The 15,144-nt window shown below is 73.4% G+C and carries 18 protein-coding genes; 7 read left to right on the top strand and 11 right to left on the bottom strand.

Annotation, left to right across the window (positions count from 1 at the left end; genetic code table 11):
* Positions 1 to 133: 133 nt before the first annotated feature.
* The 7 genes from BJ965_RS01585 to BJ965_RS01555 all read right to left on the bottom strand — a co-directional run bounded on the left by BJ965_RS01585 (position 134) and on the right by BJ965_RS01555 (position 6,496).
* Positions 134 to 1,360, bottom strand: coding sequence for a cytochrome P450 family protein (locus BJ965_RS01585; protein WP_184906985.1), 1,227 nt, complete (start codon positions 1,358 to 1,360; stop codon positions 134 to 136).
* Positions 1,357 to 2,595 (bottom strand): cytochrome P450, encoded by a 1,239-nt coding sequence (locus BJ965_RS01580; RefSeq protein ID WP_184906984.1) that lies wholly within the window; start codon positions 2,593 to 2,595, stop codon positions 1,357 to 1,359. Before BJ965_RS01580 ends, BJ965_RS01585 begins: the two co-directional genes overlap by 4 nt.
* A complete protein-coding gene (locus tag BJ965_RS01575) occupies positions 2,592 to 3,218 on the bottom strand; it encodes a GTP-binding protein (RefSeq protein ID WP_184906983.1) in 627 nt (208 codons plus the stop codon). Before BJ965_RS01575 ends, BJ965_RS01580 begins: the two co-directional genes overlap by 4 nt.
* Complete coding sequence (locus BJ965_RS01570) at positions 3,190 to 3,549, bottom strand: DUF742 domain-containing protein (RefSeq protein ID WP_184906982.1); 360 nt, start codon at positions 3,547 to 3,549, stop codon at positions 3,190 to 3,192. The genes BJ965_RS01575 and BJ965_RS01570 overlap by 29 nt, the downstream gene beginning before the upstream one ends.
* A complete protein-coding gene (locus BJ965_RS01565; protein WP_184906981.1) occupies positions 3,546 to 3,968 on the bottom strand; it encodes a roadblock/LC7 domain-containing protein in 423 nt (140 codons plus the stop codon). The genes BJ965_RS01570 and BJ965_RS01565 overlap by 4 nt, the downstream gene beginning before the upstream one ends.
* Positions 3,965 to 5,620: an ATP-binding protein gene (locus BJ965_RS01560; RefSeq protein WP_184906980.1), complete on the bottom strand. Its 1,656-nt coding sequence runs from the start codon at positions 5,618 to 5,620 to the stop codon at positions 3,965 to 3,967. Before BJ965_RS01560 ends, BJ965_RS01565 begins: the two co-directional genes overlap by 4 nt.
* A 261-nt stretch (positions 5,621 to 5,881) precedes the next feature.
* Positions 5,882 to 6,496, bottom strand: coding sequence for a hypothetical protein (locus BJ965_RS01555; RefSeq protein ID WP_184906979.1), 615 nt, complete (start codon positions 6,494 to 6,496; stop codon positions 5,882 to 5,884).
* 289 nt (positions 6,497 to 6,785) lie between these two features.
* Between BJ965_RS01555 and BJ965_RS38985 the strand changes: the two genes are divergently transcribed.
* The 4 genes from BJ965_RS38985 to BJ965_RS01545 all read left to right on the top strand — a co-directional run bounded on the left by BJ965_RS38985 (position 6,786) and on the right by BJ965_RS01545 (position 9,834).
* On the top strand, positions 6,786 to 7,301 hold the full coding sequence (locus BJ965_RS38985) for a hypothetical protein (RefSeq protein ID WP_246545816.1): 516 nt from the start codon (positions 6,786 to 6,788) through the stop codon (positions 7,299 to 7,301).
* Complete coding sequence (locus BJ965_RS38980; protein ID WP_246545815.1) at positions 7,288 to 7,647, top strand: hypothetical protein; 360 nt, start codon at positions 7,288 to 7,290, stop codon at positions 7,645 to 7,647. Before BJ965_RS38985 ends, BJ965_RS38980 begins: the two co-directional genes overlap by 14 nt.
* Positions 7,648 to 7,668: 21 nt before the next feature.
* On the top strand, positions 7,669 to 8,007 hold the full coding sequence (locus BJ965_RS38975; RefSeq protein WP_246545814.1) for a hypothetical protein: 339 nt from the start codon (positions 7,669 to 7,671) through the stop codon (positions 8,005 to 8,007).
* A 168-nt stretch (positions 8,008 to 8,175) separates the two neighbouring features.
* On the top strand, positions 8,176 to 9,834 hold the full coding sequence (locus tag BJ965_RS01545) for a catalase (protein WP_184906978.1): 1,659 nt from the start codon (positions 8,176 to 8,178) through the stop codon (positions 9,832 to 9,834).
* Positions 9,835 to 9,838: 4 nt separating this feature from the next.
* Here BJ965_RS01545 and BJ965_RS01540 read toward each other — a convergent pair whose 3' ends face one another.
* Positions 9,839 to 10,693 carry a fructosamine kinase family protein gene (locus BJ965_RS01540; RefSeq protein WP_184906977.1) on the bottom strand — a complete coding sequence of 285 codons (855 nt, stop codon included), beginning with the start codon at positions 10,691 to 10,693 and terminating at the stop codon, positions 9,839 to 9,841.
* 56 nt (positions 10,694 to 10,749) lie between these two features.
* Complete coding sequence (locus BJ965_RS01535; protein WP_313666680.1) at positions 10,750 to 11,229, bottom strand: hypothetical protein; 480 nt, start codon at positions 11,227 to 11,229, stop codon at positions 10,750 to 10,752.
* A gap of 191 nt (positions 11,230 to 11,420) precedes the next feature.
* Between BJ965_RS01535 and BJ965_RS01530 the strand changes: the two genes are divergently transcribed.
* The gene (locus tag BJ965_RS01530) at positions 11,421 to 11,744 is read left to right on the top strand and encodes a hypothetical protein (protein ID WP_184906976.1); all 324 of its coding nucleotides are present in this window, start codon (positions 11,421 to 11,423) and stop codon (positions 11,742 to 11,744) included.
* 15 nt (positions 11,745 to 11,759) lie between these two features.
* Here BJ965_RS01530 and BJ965_RS01525 read toward each other — a convergent pair whose 3' ends face one another.
* Together BJ965_RS01525 and BJ965_RS01520 are read right to left on the bottom strand one after the other, a co-directional pair.
* Positions 11,760 to 12,293 (bottom strand): hypothetical protein, encoded by a 534-nt coding sequence (locus BJ965_RS01525; protein ID WP_184906975.1) that lies wholly within the window; start codon positions 12,291 to 12,293, stop codon positions 11,760 to 11,762.
* A complete protein-coding gene (locus BJ965_RS01520; RefSeq protein WP_184906974.1) occupies positions 12,290 to 12,931 on the bottom strand; it encodes a hypothetical protein in 642 nt (213 codons plus the stop codon). The genes BJ965_RS01525 and BJ965_RS01520 overlap by 4 nt, the downstream gene beginning before the upstream one ends.
* Positions 12,932 to 13,240: 309 nt before the next feature.
* Here BJ965_RS01520 and BJ965_RS01515 point away from each other — a divergent pair, with 309 nt between their 5' ends.
* Entirely contained in the window at positions 13,241 to 13,768 is a 528-nt protein-coding gene (locus BJ965_RS01515; protein ID WP_184906973.1) for a hypothetical protein, read from the top strand.
* Positions 13,769 to 13,975: 207 nt separating this feature from the next.
* A complete protein-coding gene (locus tag BJ965_RS01510; protein WP_184906972.1) occupies positions 13,976 to 14,941 on the top strand; it encodes an NAD-dependent epimerase/dehydratase family protein in 966 nt (321 codons plus the stop codon).
* The last annotated feature ends 203 nt before the right edge of the window (positions 14,942 to 15,144 follow it).

Genomic DNA, 15,144 nt, shown 5'->3' with positions numbered 1-15,144 from the left:
AGCGGGCATCGGCACGGTTCACAAGCCCTCGGCCATGGACGTAAGTTCAACTACCGCGGGGGCACGACCGGAACGGGGGACCGGTCGCGCTCCCGCGCGCTGCCTTGTGAAGCGGCGTGTCCCCCGGGTGGCGTCAGCCCCGCAGCCGCACCGGGATCTCCTGCCAGCCGAACGCGATGAACGACGGCACCTGCCGCAGGCCCCCGTCCCCTTCGGCCAGGCGCAGGCCGGGGAACCGGTCGAACAGCGCGGGCAGCGCGGTGAGGGCCTCCATCCGGGCCAGCGGCGCCCCGATGCAGCGGTGGACGCCGATCCCGAACGACAGATGGTCGTCCGCGGTGCGGGTGGCGTCGAAGCGGTCGGCGTCCGGCCCGTAGTGCTCGGGGTCGAGTCCCGCGGCGGCGTACGTCGTGATGATGGCGTCGCCGGCCGAGATCGTGACCTCCCCGACGGTGAGGTCGGTGACGGCGAACCGCAGCGGCAGCGAGGCGATCGACGGGTGGGCGCGCAGCGTCTCGTCCACGACGGCGTCCCAGCCGATCTCACCGGCGCGCACGGCCGCCAGCTGCTCGGGACGGCGCAGCAGGGCCACGACCGCGTTGCCGATGAGGTTCACGGTGGTCTCGAACCCGGCGCCGATGACCAGCAGCAGCGTGTACAGCAGCTCCTCGTCGCTCAGCCGGTCGCCGTCCTCGTCGCGGACCCGGATCAGCTCGGTCGTGATGTCGTCCCCGGGGTGCTCGGCCCGGTGGGCGATCAGCGCGGGCAGCACCGTCCCGATCTGCCGTTGCACGGACGCCGCGTGCTCCGGGCTCGGGTCGGAGGTGTCCATGATGTCCGCGATGAGCCGGTCGGTGTCCTCCCACAACGCGTCCGGCACGCCCATCAGTTCACAGATCATCCGCATCGGCAGCGGATGGGCGAGCCCCTCCTTGACGTCCACGACCTCGCCGTCGGCCGCCTCCAGCGCGGCCAGCAGCTCCGACGTGATCGCCTCCACCCGGGGCCGCATCGCCTCGGTGCGCCGGTGCGTGAAGCTGGGCGCGACGAGTTTGCGCAGCCGGGTGTGGTCCGGGCCGTAGGTGGAGAGCATGTTGACCACGCCGACCCAGCCGAGGATCCAGCCCCAGGAGGGGTGTTCGCCGATCTCGGGCCACAGACGCCAGTGCAGCCGCGGATCCCTGCTGACCCGGGGGTCGAGGATGAGCTCCTTCAGCGTGCCGTAGCCCGTGGGCGCCCAGGCGGGGATGCCGCCGGGCAGCTCCACGGGCACGATCGGGCCGAGGGCACGCAGCCGGGCGCTCTCGGCGGCGATGTCGGCACCGAACGGGTCCAGAGCGATGCGGTCGGTCACGGTCACGGTCGTCCTCCTGGCTGGTCGGGGGTGCGGGGGCCGAAACGGACGGGCAGCGCCGTCAGCGAGCGGTGGAACGGACCGGGCCGCCACGTCAGGCGCTCGCGGGGCAGCACGGGTTCGAGGTCGGGCAGCCACTGGGTGAGCCGTTCGATCGCCTCGGTGGCGATGAGCAGCGTGTGCTGCTTGACCGGACAGGCGTGCGGGCCCGCCGACCAGGACAGGTGCGAGGCGTCCGCCGGGTGGCGGTCCGCGTCGCGCTCCCGCTCGGCGGCCTGGGCGAGCGCCCCGTAGGAGATCACCACCGGCACCGCCGCCCTGATCCACACGCCGTGGAAGGCGACGGGCGTACGGGCGTAGTGGATGCCGTAGTTGGCGAGCGGCGTCTCGTGGTGCAGGACCTCCAGCACCGCGTCCGTCACGGGGCGGGCGCCACTGGTCAGCGTCGAGTAGTAGGCCGGGTTGCCGAGAATCCTGGAGAGCGCGTTGGACACCAGGTTGGCCGTCGGCTCGTGCCCCGCGCCGAGGGTGAGGAACACCTGCCAGGTGACCTCCTCGGGGGTCAGCCCCGCCGGATGGTCCAGCAGCCAGCTCGGCAGGTCGTCGCCCCTCCGCTCGCTCTTGGCGGCGATCAGTTCCAGCACGTACCGGCCGAACTCGGCCTCGCCCTCGGCCGCCTGGGCGCCGCCCTCGATCAGCTTGCCCAGGGCGGCGTCGAGCCGGTCACTCGCGCTGTCCGGCAGCCCGAACAGGCTGTTGAACACCAGCGCCATCAGTGGCCGGGTGAAGTCGCCCACCAGGTCGGCCTCGCCGCGCGGGCCCATCCGGCTCACCAGCAGGTGCACCGCCCGGTGCACCCGGTCCCGCAGATCGTGCGGTTCCACCAGGTCGAAGGCATCGATGAGCGAGGTGCGGTAGCGCAGATGGGCGCCGCCGTCCGCGAACAGGGTGTTGGGCCGCCAGCGCATCATGCCGAGGACCGGCGAGTCGTCGGGAACGGTCGCCTCCCACGGCCGGGGGTCGTGCGAGAACGTCTCCGTGTCGTGCAGCAGCTCCAGCGCCGCCCGCCGGTCGGTGACGACGTACGCCGGGACACCGGGGGCGAGTTCCGCCCAGCCGACCGGGCCGTGGGCGCGCAGGGCGGCGTAGTAGGGATGCGGGTCGCGGGCGAAGCCGTCCTCCCACAGGCGCACGGGCGCCGCGAGGGAGAAGGCCTGCTCGGCGGGGGACGGGAGGGTCACCGGGGCTCCGGGGGGTGGTGGTCGATCAGGTGCTGCACCAGCGCGAGCAGGGCGTCGATCGAGGAGTTCGCCTCCCGCGCGTCGCAGGTCACCATCGGGGTCGTGGGCTCCAGGTCGAGGGCGGCGCGCAACTGCTCGGGCGTGTGGTGACGGGGCGCGTCCGGGAAGGTGTTGAAGGCGACCGCGTACGGCAGCCCGGTCTCCTCCACCAGCCCCAGCACGTCGAACGAGGCGTCGATCCGGCGCGCGTCCACCAGGACGAGCGCGCCGAGCGCCCCGTAGGCGATGTCGTCCCACAGCGACCGGAACCGTTCCTGGCCGGGCGTGCCGAACAGGTACAGCACGACGTCGCCCGGCAGGCTGATCCGGCCGAAGTCGATGGCGACCGTGGTGGTCGACTTGTCCCGTACGCCGGCGAGGTCGTCGACCTGTGCGGACGCCTCGGTGAGCTGCTCCTCCGTGTGCAGCGGGCGGATCTCGGACACCGACCGGATCAGGGTGGTCTTGCCCACCCCGAACGGCCCGGTGACCAGGATCTTCACCAAGTCCTGGGCGGTGTCGGGCAGGTGGACGCCCGTGGCGCCGGGAAGCTCGTCAACGGTGCTTGAGGTCGCGGAGGCCATCGGCCACTCTCTTCAGCAGGTCGGGGTCGAAGCGCCGGGCGGGCGGGATCGGCGCGCGGGCCAGTACCAGGTCGCGGTCGAGGAGGTCGGCGGCCAGTACCAGCACCGCGGAGACCGGCAGCCGCAGCAGGGCCGCGGCCTCCTGCACCGTCAGCGACCCGTGCTCCAGCTCCTCCAGCAGGGCCGCCTGGGCCGCGGGCAGGTCCGCGGGGGTCGGCTCACCGCCGGCGGTGAGGACCGACAGCCGCTCCAGGGCGCGGCTGGGCCGCGCCACCCCGCCGGTCGACAGGTACGCGGGAACCAGGGGACGGCCGCCTCGGCGGCCGGTCATGCCGGACTGTCGCCGTCGGCACCTCGGGGCCCGGCGGCCATGGCCTTCTCACCGAGCCGCGCCACCTGCGAATGCACGCGGTGGGCGAGCAGGTCGAGGCGCACCTCGGGATCGCCGTAGGCGGCGACGCAGGTGCCGTGGTCCGTCGGCACGATGAGCACGTAGCCGTGGTCCGACTCGATGACGACCTGCCGGATGTCGGCCCGGTCGGTGTCGGCGAACGCCGCCGCCGCGGTACGGCAGGCACCCTGCACGGTGCTGGTGATGGCCGCGACCCGCTCGGCCGACGGCCGCGACAGCGCGTCGGTGTAGCCGGTGACGAGTCCGTCCCGGGTGAGCAGGACGGCGGCCACGACGTGCGGCACCTCCAGGACCGGTTCGAGCACCCATGCCGTGTCCCCCGCTGCGCGGCTGGTCATCGAGCCGTTCCCCCTTCGTGGTCGTTGCTGTCGGTGTCCTCGGACGCCCCGTCGGCCGTGGTCGCGGCCGGGGCACCGTCAGATACGGCTGGGACGGCCGTGGTGTTCGGCCGGGCGGCGGTCCGCGCGGCGGCGGTGCCGGACTGAAGGGCGCCGAGGGCGGCGGCGGACTCCTCGGGGCGGCGGGGACGGCGCTGCGGTGCGGCTTCGGCGGCGGTACGGCGTGGCGCCGCGGTTTCGGCCGCGGCGGGGCCGCTCGAGGTGGTGGCGCGACCGCGGCGGCGCCGCTGGGGGAGCCCGCCGCTCTCCCGCGGGCCGTGGTGGCCGGGGGCCGGAGTGTCGTCGTCGGCGTTCTGCTCCGAACCGTAGCCGTGATCGTGCTCATGGCTCGCGAGGGCGGGGAGCGGTGCGGGATTGCCGGGCTCGGCGCCCGGCCCGGAGGCGTCGGACGCGGCGGACGGGGCGGGTTCGGGCACGTGCGGCGGGGCGGCGGGGACGGGTGCGGCCGGCGCCCCGGGCAGGCCGGCGCCCGAACCCTTTGGCGTGCCGGAACCGCTTGCCTGGCCCTGCGGCACCGGCTTCCGGGTCGAACGCGGGGCACTGGCCGCCGGGGGCAGTTCCTCGGGGTCGATGCGCGTCAGCAGATGGCTGTCGATCCGCAGCACCGCCCGCACCCCGCCGTACGGCGACGGGGACGACACGTCCACGCTCAGGTCGAACTGCCGGGTCAGCCGGCCGATGGCCGCGAGCCCCATGCGCGGCGGATCACCGAGCTCGGTCAGCAGGATCGGATCCGAACCGGCGACCATCCGCTGGGCCCGGGCCCGCTCGTCCTGCGTCATGCCCAGACCGGCGTCGTCCACGGTGACGCAGACACCGTGGTGGACCGCCTCGAGATTGACCACGACCTCCGTGTCGGGCGCGGAGTGCCGCAGTGCGTTGTCGAGGAGCTCGGCCACGATGATGGCGACCGGCTCGACGGCGTGGGACACCAGAGCCGTACCGGCGGCGAGATGGTTGCTGACCAGGACGCGCCGGTAGCCCGCGAGCCGGGCCTGACCGCCCGTGACCGCGTCCACCAGATGGGATTCCTCCCGGGCGAGCCCCACCCAGGCGCCGCACACCACCGCGGCGATCTGCGCGCGCCGCAGCGACTGCTCGTTCTCGTGGTCCAGCTCGAACAGGGTCTGCGCCAACTCGGGATCGTCGTAGCGCTGTTGCAGCCCGCGCAGGGCGTCCTGCAGCCGGTACAGGGCCGCCTGGATCTCCCGCGTGGCCCCGCGCATCCCGGCCTGCGCCGCCGCGTCGATCCGGGTGCGCTGCGCGGCCAGCTCGGTGTGCAGTCCCTCCAGGACCTGCTCCAGGGCGAAACCCAGCGGCGAACCGGCCAGTTGCGGGTTCAGGGGACCGGGCACGGTGACATGGGAATGCGCGGTCTGCCGGGCCGCGGCGGGCAGCCGCCGCGCCGCCAGATGCTCGACCTCGGAGGTGAACGCCCGGGTGGTGCCGTCGAGTCGGGCCCGGAGCGCGGCCGTCTTCGCGCGCTGCGCGGTCAGTTGCCGCCGTGAGCGCAGCAGCCCGCCGCCGAGGGCGAAAGCGGACAGTGTGCCGAGGGCGAGGGCGCCGACGGCAAGGTCCGGTATTTCGATCATCGAGTCGATTCCAGGAGGGAGTCGGGCAGGGCTGGGTCCGAGGGGCTCTGGCGAGTCACCCGCAGCACAGTACACACCGTCATCGACCGGTCTCGCACGGTGGAGTGCCACTTCGTTCCGAAAGTGATCGGTGTCTGTGGGCTTCCGAGGCAACTGTCTGAATTGCCGTGCAGAAGGGGGGAGTTGGTGGTGCGTGCGGGTCTGGTAGGGCAAGGTCCAGGCGGGCGACCGCAAGGGTGCCGGACCGGGCCTTCCTCCGTCTCAGAGCCGGAAGACGTCGCCGACCCGCCCGGCGAGTTCGTCCGCCGTCATCGTGCCGTCCACGGTGAGGGCGGGCAGTCCCAGCCGTGCGGTCTCCTCGCGCAGCCGCTCCGTGAACAGGGCGTCCCGTACGGCGATGTTGTGATCGGCCCGAGCGGGGTCACCGGTCCGCCGCGTGAACCCGCCCTCCGGTGTGGCACGGCTCGTGAACGCGGACCGGCGGAATTCCGGGGTGGGAAGCAACCAGACGGCGTGTCCGGGCCCGGGGAGCAGCGGCGCCACCAGATGCGGCAGCAGGCGGAACCCCTCGACCACGACAGGAGTCCCCGCCGGCATACGCGCGAGATCCTCGACGATCAGACCGAAGGCCTCGCCCCGGAACCAGTGGAACGTCTCGAGCATGGTCTCGGGGGACCGGTCGACCCACCGCTCGTCCATGTCCATGGCCATGAACGCGTGCAAGAAGGGCGCCTCCTCGGCGGTGGTCCTGCGTGCGTGATCGGCCATCACGTCGTCGGTCGCGTAGAGGCGCCAGCCGTGCCGCTCGGCGAGCCGGCGGGCGATCGTGGACTTGCCCGCGCCGCTTCCGCCGCCGATCCAGTAGACGTGCCGCATGGCTCACCTCATCCGTGGCCGCCGCCGGTTGTCAGTGCCGGATGCCACGATGCCGACAGCTCACCATCCCATCCCCCTGCGAGGAGGAGCCGACCGTGCGCAGGCCCGTCGACGGAGAGGTTCAAGTGCACTACGGCCAGATCTGCGTCGAGAGCGATCCGGAGAACCACGGACGGACCTCGCGGAGGCGTTCGTAGGCCGGCGGGCCGGGTTGTGCGGGGCGGCGACACCGGGCGCCCTCTGGCTGAACACCGGCCTGCACACTGGCGATGTCGGTTTCACGGTCGAGGTGTGGGATCAGGCCCCGCCGCTGGACCCCGCGTGGGAGGACGTGGTGGAGGTGTCCTTCCGCCCCGCCTCGGCGCGGTGCGCCCTCGTGCAGTGGGCGGGGGAGGCCTCCTGGGATCTGGACCTCGAGGAGACCGACTACCGGGTTCGCTACTGCGCCCTGGGCATGGACCGGGCGGAAGAGGAGGACACCCGGCTGGGCGAGGTGCCGCAACTGGACCGCTGCCTCCTGCAGTTCTGGCCCGCCCCGCCGGAGCCGGACCGCGCGCTGAAGGAGACGTCGCGGATCGCCGCCCACTGGCACCGCTACGCCCGGACACTGCCACCTCCTCCCACCCCCGCCGAGCGGGCCGAAGCCGCACGCCGGGAGCGCCTCGCGCGGGAGGCGGCGGAGCGGGAACAACGGCTCGCCCACGAGCGGCGCCAAATGGGGGCGGGCCGCCTCGCGGACCGGGCCGGGGGAGGGGGACGGCAGACCGAGGCCGGTCGCCTGCCCGAGGCGGATGCTGCCGAGTGACGCGCTGCGCACGGTAGGCGGCAACGTCAGAGGGCTGCGCGACTTCGACCCCGCCCTCCTGCACGCCCTCGACGCCGCGGGCCCCGCCACCCGGCGCGCGGTGGCCCGCCTCGCCGCCCGCCGGGCCTGCGAGGCGGCCGGACTCACTGCCCTCGACCGGGGCGCCGACGCGCTCACGGCCCTGGCCGAAGACCGCCCGCTGCCCCCGCCCTTCGACGACGACGCCCGTATGCGGCACGCCCTCGCCTGCGAACCGGACGTCCCGGACCGGACCGTCGGCTGGGCCGTCCCGCCCGAACGGCAGCCTTGCGAGCCGGCCGACTCCGCGTCCGGGCCGTTGCTGTAGAGGGCGGCGGCACCGTGGGTGGTGGGCCCCGCGGCCGCCGCCGTGGAGGCGCGGGACCGGCCGCCGTCGGACGGGGAGCCGCAGGGCTCGGCGCCGTCCGATTCCGGCTCGGGCCGGCACGCCGCGATGATCACCTTCGGCGGCCCGGATCCGTCCCTGCGCATCTCGCGGCCGCACGCGGCGCTTCCCGCCGTGACGGCCGCCGCCGAACCCGACCCGCTCCGGGCGGCTCTCGACGCCGTCTACAAGGCCGTCGTCGCGTACGGCGAGGGCCATCCGGCCCTCCTCACGGAGGTGTGGTCCTACTGCGAGGAGCGGAACGCGTCACCGGGGCCGGGCCCCACACGTGACGGAGCGTAGCGGTGGTGCCGCCCGGGCCCGGGGACGGCACCACCGCCCGGTGAGGCACGTGGCACGTGAGTGACCCCGCGCCTCCGGGTACCCGGCCCGTCCCGCCGGGCCCGGCCGGGCGCCGCTCACGGCACCGCCCCGGCAGGCCGCGGCCACGAGCCGAAGGAGCCCACGCACATGACGGACGTATCCGGCACCGGCCCCGCACCGGGCGACGACCGCAAGGTACTCACCAACCGGCAGGGCCATCCGGTCCACGACAACCAGAACCAGCGCACCGTCGGCGCCCGAGGCCCGGCCACGCTGGAGAACTACCAGTTCCTCGAGAAGATCAGCCACTTCGACCGGGAACGCATCCCCGAACGCGTCGTACACGCCCGCGGCGTCACGGCCTACGGCCACTTCGAGGCCTACGGCACCTGGGGCGACGAGCCGATCAGCCGCTACACCCGGGCCAAGCTGTTCCAGGAGCGGGGCAAGCGCACGGATGTCGCCGTCCGCTTCTCCACCGTGATCGGCGGCCGCGACTCCTCGGAGGCCGCCCGCGACCCGCGTGGTTTCGCCGTGAAGTTCTACACCGAGGACGGCAACTGGGACCTGGTCGGCAACAACCTGGGCGTCTTCTTCATCCGCGACGCCATCAAGTTCCCGGACGTCATCCACGCCCTCAAGCCGGGCCCGGTGACCTTCGAGCAGCAGCCGGGCCGCATCTTCGACTTCATGTCGCAGACGCCCGAGGCCATGCACATGCTGGTCAACCTGTTCAGCCCGCGCGGCATCCCCGCCGACTACCGCCACATGCAGGGCTTCGGCGTCAACACGTACAAGTGGGTGAACGCCGAGGGCGAGACCAAGCTGGTCAAGTACCACTGGATGCCCAAGCAGGGCGTGCGCAGCATGACCGAGGAGGACGCGGCCAACGTGCAGGCCGACACCCTCGGCCACGCCACCAAGGACCTGTACGAGGCCGTCGCCCGCGGCGACCACCCGGAATGGGAGCTGCTCGTCCAGATGATGGACGACCACGACCACCCGGAGCTCGACTTCGACCCGCTGGACGACACCAAGACCTGGCCCGAGCAGGACTTCCCGCCGAAGCCGGTGGGCCGGATGGTGCTCGACCGGATGCCGGAGAACTTCTTCGCCGAGAACGAGCAGATCTCCTTCGGCACCGGCGTTCTCGTCGACGGCCTGGACTTCTCCGACGACAAGATGCTCGTCGGCCGGACCTTCTCCTACAGCGACACCCAGCGCTACCGGGTAGGCCCGAACTACCTGCAGCTCCCCGTCAACCAGGCCAAGAACGCGGACGTGCACACCAACCAGCGCGACGGCCAGATGGCCTACCACGTGGACGGCGGAGGCGAGAACCCGCAGGTGAACTACGAGCCGTCCCTCACCGGTGGCCTGCGGGAGGCCCGATACCCGACCCACGACGAGCAGGGCCCCGAGATCCACGGCCGACTGACCCGCAAGCGCATCCCCCGCACCAACGACTACGTCCAGGCCGGTCAGCGCTACCAGTTGCTGGAGGACTGGGAGCGCGATGACCTGGTGAAGAACTTCATCGGTCAACTGTCCTCGTGTGACCGGGCGATCCAGGAGCGCATGGTCTGGCACTTCCTCCTGGTCGACAACGACCTCGGCCTGCGGGTCGGGGAGGGGCTGGGCATCGGCCCGGAGGACGTGGCCTCCCTGGAGCCGCTGGCGAGTCAGGACCTCACGGACGACGACCGCGAACGCCTGGCCAACCTGGGCAAGAACGAGCCGCGCGACGTCGAGGGCCTCACCATGACCCACTGCGTCCCCGACACACGGCACGTGGTGACCCGCTGACCGCTCACTCCGCCAGAGCCGTACGGGCCGCCGAGAGGGCCTGTTCCGCGTAGCCCCGGCCGAACAGCACGGCGTGCACCAGCAGTGGAAACAGCTGGTGCACGCCGACGCGCTCCCGCCAGCCGCCGGCGAGCGGCGCATCCTCCTGGTAGCCGTCCAGCACCTGCTCCAGATGGGGACAGCCGAAGAGGCGCAGCATCGCCAGATCGGTCTCGCGATGCCCGCCGTGGGCGGCCGGATCGATCAGCCACACCCTCCCGTCGGCCGCCCAGAGCACGTTGCCGCTCCACAGATCGCCGTGCAGCCGCGCGGGCGGCTCGGCGGGCCCCGCCAGCTCCGGCAGTTCCTCGCACAGACGCTCCACGACGGCCGCTTCGCCGGCCCGGACGGTGCCCTGGTCGACCGCCCGCCGCAGATAGGGCAGCACACGCTGCTCGGCGTACCAGCGCGGCCAGTCGGCCGCGGGCTCGTTGCGCATCGGCGCGAGTCCGATGAACGCCTCCACCGGCCCGCCCGGCGGCGGCGCACCGAACGCGGGCGCCCCGGCGGCGTGCAGCGCGGCGAGGTCCCGGCCGAACCGCACCGCCGCGTCCGGGCCCGGCCGCCCCCGCGGAACACGGTCGATGACGAGCCAGCCCTCCTCGTGGCCGTGCACCGCCGGCACCCGCACGCTTCCCGCGGCGGCCAGCCAGCGCAGCCCCGCCGCCTCGGCCCGCGCCGCCCCCGGCTCGTCGGACCGCTTGACCACCACGACCCGCCCGTCGTCGAGGGTGACTTCGGCGAGAGATCCCGACAGCGGCCTCTCATCCCTGGCGGCCCGGCCGGTGTGCCGGGCCACGACCTGCGCACGGGCGGTCATGGGTACTCCCTTTCAGCGCCGCTCCCGACCGGCACCCAGAGTACGACGACGGCCGCTCAGCCCTCGGATCCGCAGTCCACGTCGAGCAGCTGGATCGGGCGCGTGGCGTCGAGGTCGACGTACGCGGTGAAGTCGGCTTTGTCGGAGCCGCCGTTCCAGTACGTGCTGACCGTCGCCCAGCCGACCCGCACGGACTGGGCCGTGGTGACCGGGCCGATGTCGATGGACGCCGGGATGTTCTGCGCGCACAGCAGGACGTCGAACTCCGGGTTGTCGGCGACCTTCTCCTTGAGCTGCGGCGAGATGCCGTACGTGCGGGCGAAGTCGCCGGGCCCGTGTTCCCCGTAGAAGTCCTCCAGGAACGTGTGGATCTCCCGCGCGGTGTAGCGGTCGTTGCCGTCGCCGGCCGACGTAGCGGCGGCGGGCACCGCTGCGGCCGCGATGCCGAGGGCGGCGGCGCAGCCTACGGCGAAGACACTCCAGCGGTTGGGGCGCGAGGCGTTGCGGAACATGGTGGATACCCCCGTGGTGGTCACTTCTCCGTGCTCCCCCGGGCGTTCGCCCGGCGAGCCGATCGCAGGAGTAGACCTCTCGCCCCCGGCACCCGTTGCGCCGCCCCCGAGGGCTGTTTCGATTCCCGGACATTCGCCACGCCCCGGTCACGCGGGGCGGTGAAATCCCGCCGCCGGCCGACAGAACCGGCCATCGCCGGGGAAGCAGTGGGGTCATGACGAGTTCACCGTTCCAGCGCACCATCGCCCTGCCCGCCCCCGTGTGCGAACTGGCCGCACAGCACCTGGAGCAGGCCGCGCACCGGGCCATCGACGGCGTCGCGATCCCCCTGAAGGCGTTCCGCACGGCCGCCGACAACGACTTCACCCTGCCCGTCTCGGTTGTCGAGCAGGCGGCGGCCTGTCTGCTGGTCTTCGCCACCGAGACCGCCCAGAGCGTCCGTCCGTCCGCCCTGCGCGCCACCATCAGCGTCGCGCTGCGGCTGCGCGACGCCGTGCAACTGGCCCATCAGCCCGCCCTCAGCAGCAGGTTCTGGTGAGCCCGCTCCCGTCCCTCACGCTCCGCGGAAGGCGACCTCGACCTGCTTGTGGCGCAGCCCCTCCAGGGTGGCGTGCTGTCGCCGGGCGCGTTCGATGAGGTCGTCGAGCTGTCCCCGGTCGAGACGGGTGTCCGTGGCGGCCAGATCGCTGATCGTCTCCCAGCCCGCCAGCTTGCCCTCCACTCCCAGCGCCAGCGCCTCCAGCTCCCACAGGGTGCTCAGCGGGGACCGGCGTACCAGGCTGCCGTTGCTCTTCAGCCGCCCCACCTGCTCGGCGGCGCGGCCCGCGTAGACCTTGTAGCGGCGCACCGGGACCTCCAGGCGCCGCATGATGTGCAGCAGGCTCGTCCGGTCCTCGGCGATCCCGGCGGCGACCGGGGCCAGCGCGTCGGCGAGCGGCGAGCCACCGCACGAGCGCAGCAGGTGGCGCACCCGCGCGGTTGCGGCGGTGGCACCGGCGAGATGGTCGTTGAGATAGATGCCCAGCAGGGACATGTCGGTGGCCGGGGCAGGCCGGGAGTCCGGGGAATCCGCACGCTGTTCCGTCATGACGCAGCTCCTGTCGTACTCCGGTCCTGCCGGTCCCGCCCCACGGCCACCGTCGTGGTGATGCGTACGAGGCAGGGACGGCGGGGTGTCGAACCGGTCCCGAAGCGCACCGGGGGGTCGACCGGGGCGAGGGCGCCGAGGTCGTGGCCCTCGTAGGTGACGGTGGCCGAGGTGACCGGGTGCAGGTCCCGGGCGCCGTACCACTGGTGCCGTCCGGTCCGGGCACTGCCGTGGGTGCGAGCTCCCAGCAGCAGACGGGCCGGCCGGTCCCACAGCGCGATCCAGCCGGGGCGGGCGGCGAGCCCGCCCGGCACCGCCCGCAGCGCCAGGCCCGGCAGGTTCCGGCGGCCGGTCCCGAACCGCAGGTGGAGCGGCGGCGCGGTGACGGTCCAGTGGCGGTGGCCGGCGACCCGCACCTCGACCGGTACGACCCGCACCTCGTCGAACACGTAGGTGCCGGCGACGAAGTCCGCCGTCTCGCGCGTGGGCGCCAGCAGCAGCCGGTGTCCGTCGGCCTCCTCGACCATCACGTCGCTGAACGGCCCGAACGGTGACCGCGGCCAGTGGCCGAGCACCACGCGGGCGCCGGACGCCGTGCCGATCCCGGCGATCCAGCCGTCGAAACGCAGCGTCCGCACCGGTGCCCGGTTGTCATCATGCGGGGCTGGACCTGCGGATTCGGGTCGGTGAGAGAACACGCGGGCCGGGTGCCCGCCGCCCCTGCGGCGAAACGGGCACCGCCACGCCACCGGGCGACCGGCGACGGAGTGGCCGTTCCCGGGTGGTCCGGCGGGTGGGGCGGGGTGTCGGCGTCTTCCTTCAGGACGGTCGATCGCGATGTGGCCGAGGCCACGTCCCGGACGAGGTCCCGATCACGTCCGGGTACGGGAAGCGGCGGTTACCGTCTACGACCAGATCCCCGCCCCCTCCCCTCGGACGGCCCGGCAGTGCAAGCAGATCTCTCCCCGGTCATCGCGGCGACAGCCCAGTGGCTGACCCGCGCCTTCCCCGCCTCCGGTGGCGCGCTGGCCTCCGCCCTGTGCGAGGTCCAGGCGCGGCAGGCCGTGACGGTCGCGGCCTGGCTCAGGTACCCGACGGCGATGGACGCCGCCCTTCTCGGCGTGGCGGGCCCCGGCGGTTCCGGTCGGCTCGACTGGGTCACCGGCGCCGACGCCGTGCTCGACGACGACACGGACGCATACGCCTGGCGCACCTGGGTGGACGAGGTCGTGGCCAGCTGGGCGGCCTGCCTGCTCACCGACCCGGAGCTGGCGGCCCGGGCCGTGGCCGCGCTCGCCGGCGCCAGCCACAGCACCGGCACACGGGCCGAGTTCCGCCGGCTCGTCACCCCCGACGACAGCGACCGGAGCGCCGCCGCCCTGCTGCGGCACCCGGACCTGCTCGCCCCCGTCGCCGGTCTGCACCAGGACCAGCTCCTCGATCGGCTCAACCCGGGCCGCACGCTGATCGCCTGACCCACCCCGCGCGACCGGACCCGACCCGCACGGGCTCCTCCTCCCGCGTCTCTCACCCTCCGTGACTCACCGGTTTGACCTACGCGGCCGTGCCGTGTCCGCACGGTCGGCGGAGGCTGGGCGTGGCTCGACGGCCCTGCGGCCCCTGTTCGCGGGCCCGGGGCGCGACCGTCGCGCCGCGCCGCCGCCGACGGAGGAGAGACCGACATGACCACCGCCCTCTCGCGGAACTGGGAGCACGCCGTCGTCACCGGCGGCGCCGGGTTCGTCGGCTCCCATCTGTGCGCCGCCCTGCTGGGCGCGGGCGCGGCCGTCACCTGCGTGGACGACTTCAGCAGCGGCCGGCCCGAGAACATTTCGCCGCTGCTCGAACAGCCCGGCTTCACGCTCGTCCAGGCCGACGTCGCCGAGGGCCTGCGGATCAAGCGGCCGCCGGACCTCGTCCTGCACTTCGCCTCCCCCGAGTCCCCGGCGGACTACCAGCGCCTGCCGCTGCACACCCTGGAGACCGGCAGCACCGGCACCCGCAACGCCCTGGACCTCGCGCACTCCTCCGGCGCCCGCTTCGTCCTCGCCTCGGCCTCCGGGGTCTACGGCGACCCGCGGCAGAACCCCCAGGACGAGCGCTACTGGGGCAACGTCAACCCGGTCGGCCCGCGCAGCTGCCACGACGAGGCCAAGCGCTTCGGTGAGGCACTGACCACCGCCCACGCCGACGCCCGGGGCACCGACACCTGCATCGTGCGGCTGTTCACCACCTACGGCCCCCGGATGCGCGGCCACGACGGCCGGGCCGTGCCGACCTTCGTACGGCAGGCCCTCGCCGGCGATCCGCTCACCGTGACCGGCGACGGCCGTCAGACCCGGTCGCTGTGCTACGTCGACGACACCGTGCGCGGCATCCTCGCCGCCGCCGCCCACGGCATGCGCGGCCCCGTCAACATCGGCAACCCGACCGAGATCACCATGCTCGACCTGGCGCGCCTGGTCGTCGAACTCGCCGAGTCGTCCTCGGAGATCCGCCACATCGACCGCCCCGTGGACGACCCGGCCGTGTGCTGCCCGGACATCACGCTGGCCCGCGACAAGCTCGGCTGGGACCCGCAGGTGCGTGCCGAGGAGGGGCTGCGTCGCACGATCGCCTGGTTCCGCGAGGCCCCTACCGAGGAGTGACCACCCGGGCTTCCCGCACCGCCACGTCCTGGTCGCTCCCGACCGCCGTGTCCCCGGGTTTCCCGACCGCCACGTCCGGGTGTTTCCCGACCACCACATCCCGGTGTCTCCCGACCGCCGAAAGGCCCGTCTCCCCATGCGCATCCCCGGAACCAGAGCCTTCCTCCACGACCCTGCCGACGCCCTGGTGACCGACGGGCGGC

The sequence above is a fragment of the Streptomyces luteogriseus genome (assembly GCF_014205055.1).
GTDB lineage: Bacteria > Actinomycetota > Actinomycetes > Streptomycetales > Streptomycetaceae > Streptomyces > Streptomyces luteogriseus.
This window is presented reverse-complemented; position numbering and strand designations above follow the sequence as displayed.

Bases quoted from the DNA above. Each gene is read 5' to 3' on its own strand.
- BJ965_RS01575 (WP_184906983.1), bottom strand. From the start codon at position 3,218: ATGGCCTCCGCGACCTCAAGCACCGTTGACGAGCTTCCCGGCGCCACG.
- BJ965_RS01570 (WP_184906982.1), bottom strand. From the start codon at position 3,549: ATGACCGGCCGCCGAGGCGGCCGTCCCCTGGTTCCCGCGTACCTGTCG.
- BJ965_RS01565 (WP_184906981.1), bottom strand. From the start codon at position 3,968: ATGACCAGCCGCGCAGCGGGGGACACGGCATGGGTGCTCGAACCGGTC.
- BJ965_RS01560 (WP_184906980.1), bottom strand. From the start codon at position 5,620: ATGATCGAAATACCGGACCTTGCCGTCGGCGCCCTCGCCCTCGGCACA.
- BJ965_RS01555 (WP_184906979.1), bottom strand. From the start codon at position 6,496: ATGCGGCACGTCTACTGGATCGGCGGCGGAAGCGGCGCGGGCAAGTCC.
- BJ965_RS38980 (WP_246545815.1), top strand. From the start codon at position 7,288: ATGCTGCCGAGTGACGCGCTGCGCACGGTAGGCGGCAACGTCAGAGGG.
- BJ965_RS01545 (WP_184906978.1), top strand. From the start codon at position 8,176: ATGACGGACGTATCCGGCACCGGCCCCGCACCGGGCGACGACCGCAAG.
- BJ965_RS01540 (WP_184906977.1), bottom strand. From the start codon at position 10,693: ATGACCGCCCGTGCGCAGGTCGTGGCCCGGCACACCGGCCGGGCCGCC.
- BJ965_RS01530 (WP_184906976.1), top strand. From the start codon at position 11,421: ATGACGAGTTCACCGTTCCAGCGCACCATCGCCCTGCCCGCCCCCGTG.
- BJ965_RS01525 (WP_184906975.1), bottom strand. From the start codon at position 12,293: ATGACGGAACAGCGTGCGGATTCCCCGGACTCCCGGCCTGCCCCGGCC.
- BJ965_RS01510 (WP_184906972.1), top strand. From the start codon at position 13,976: ATGACCACCGCCCTCTCGCGGAACTGGGAGCACGCCGTCGTCACCGGC.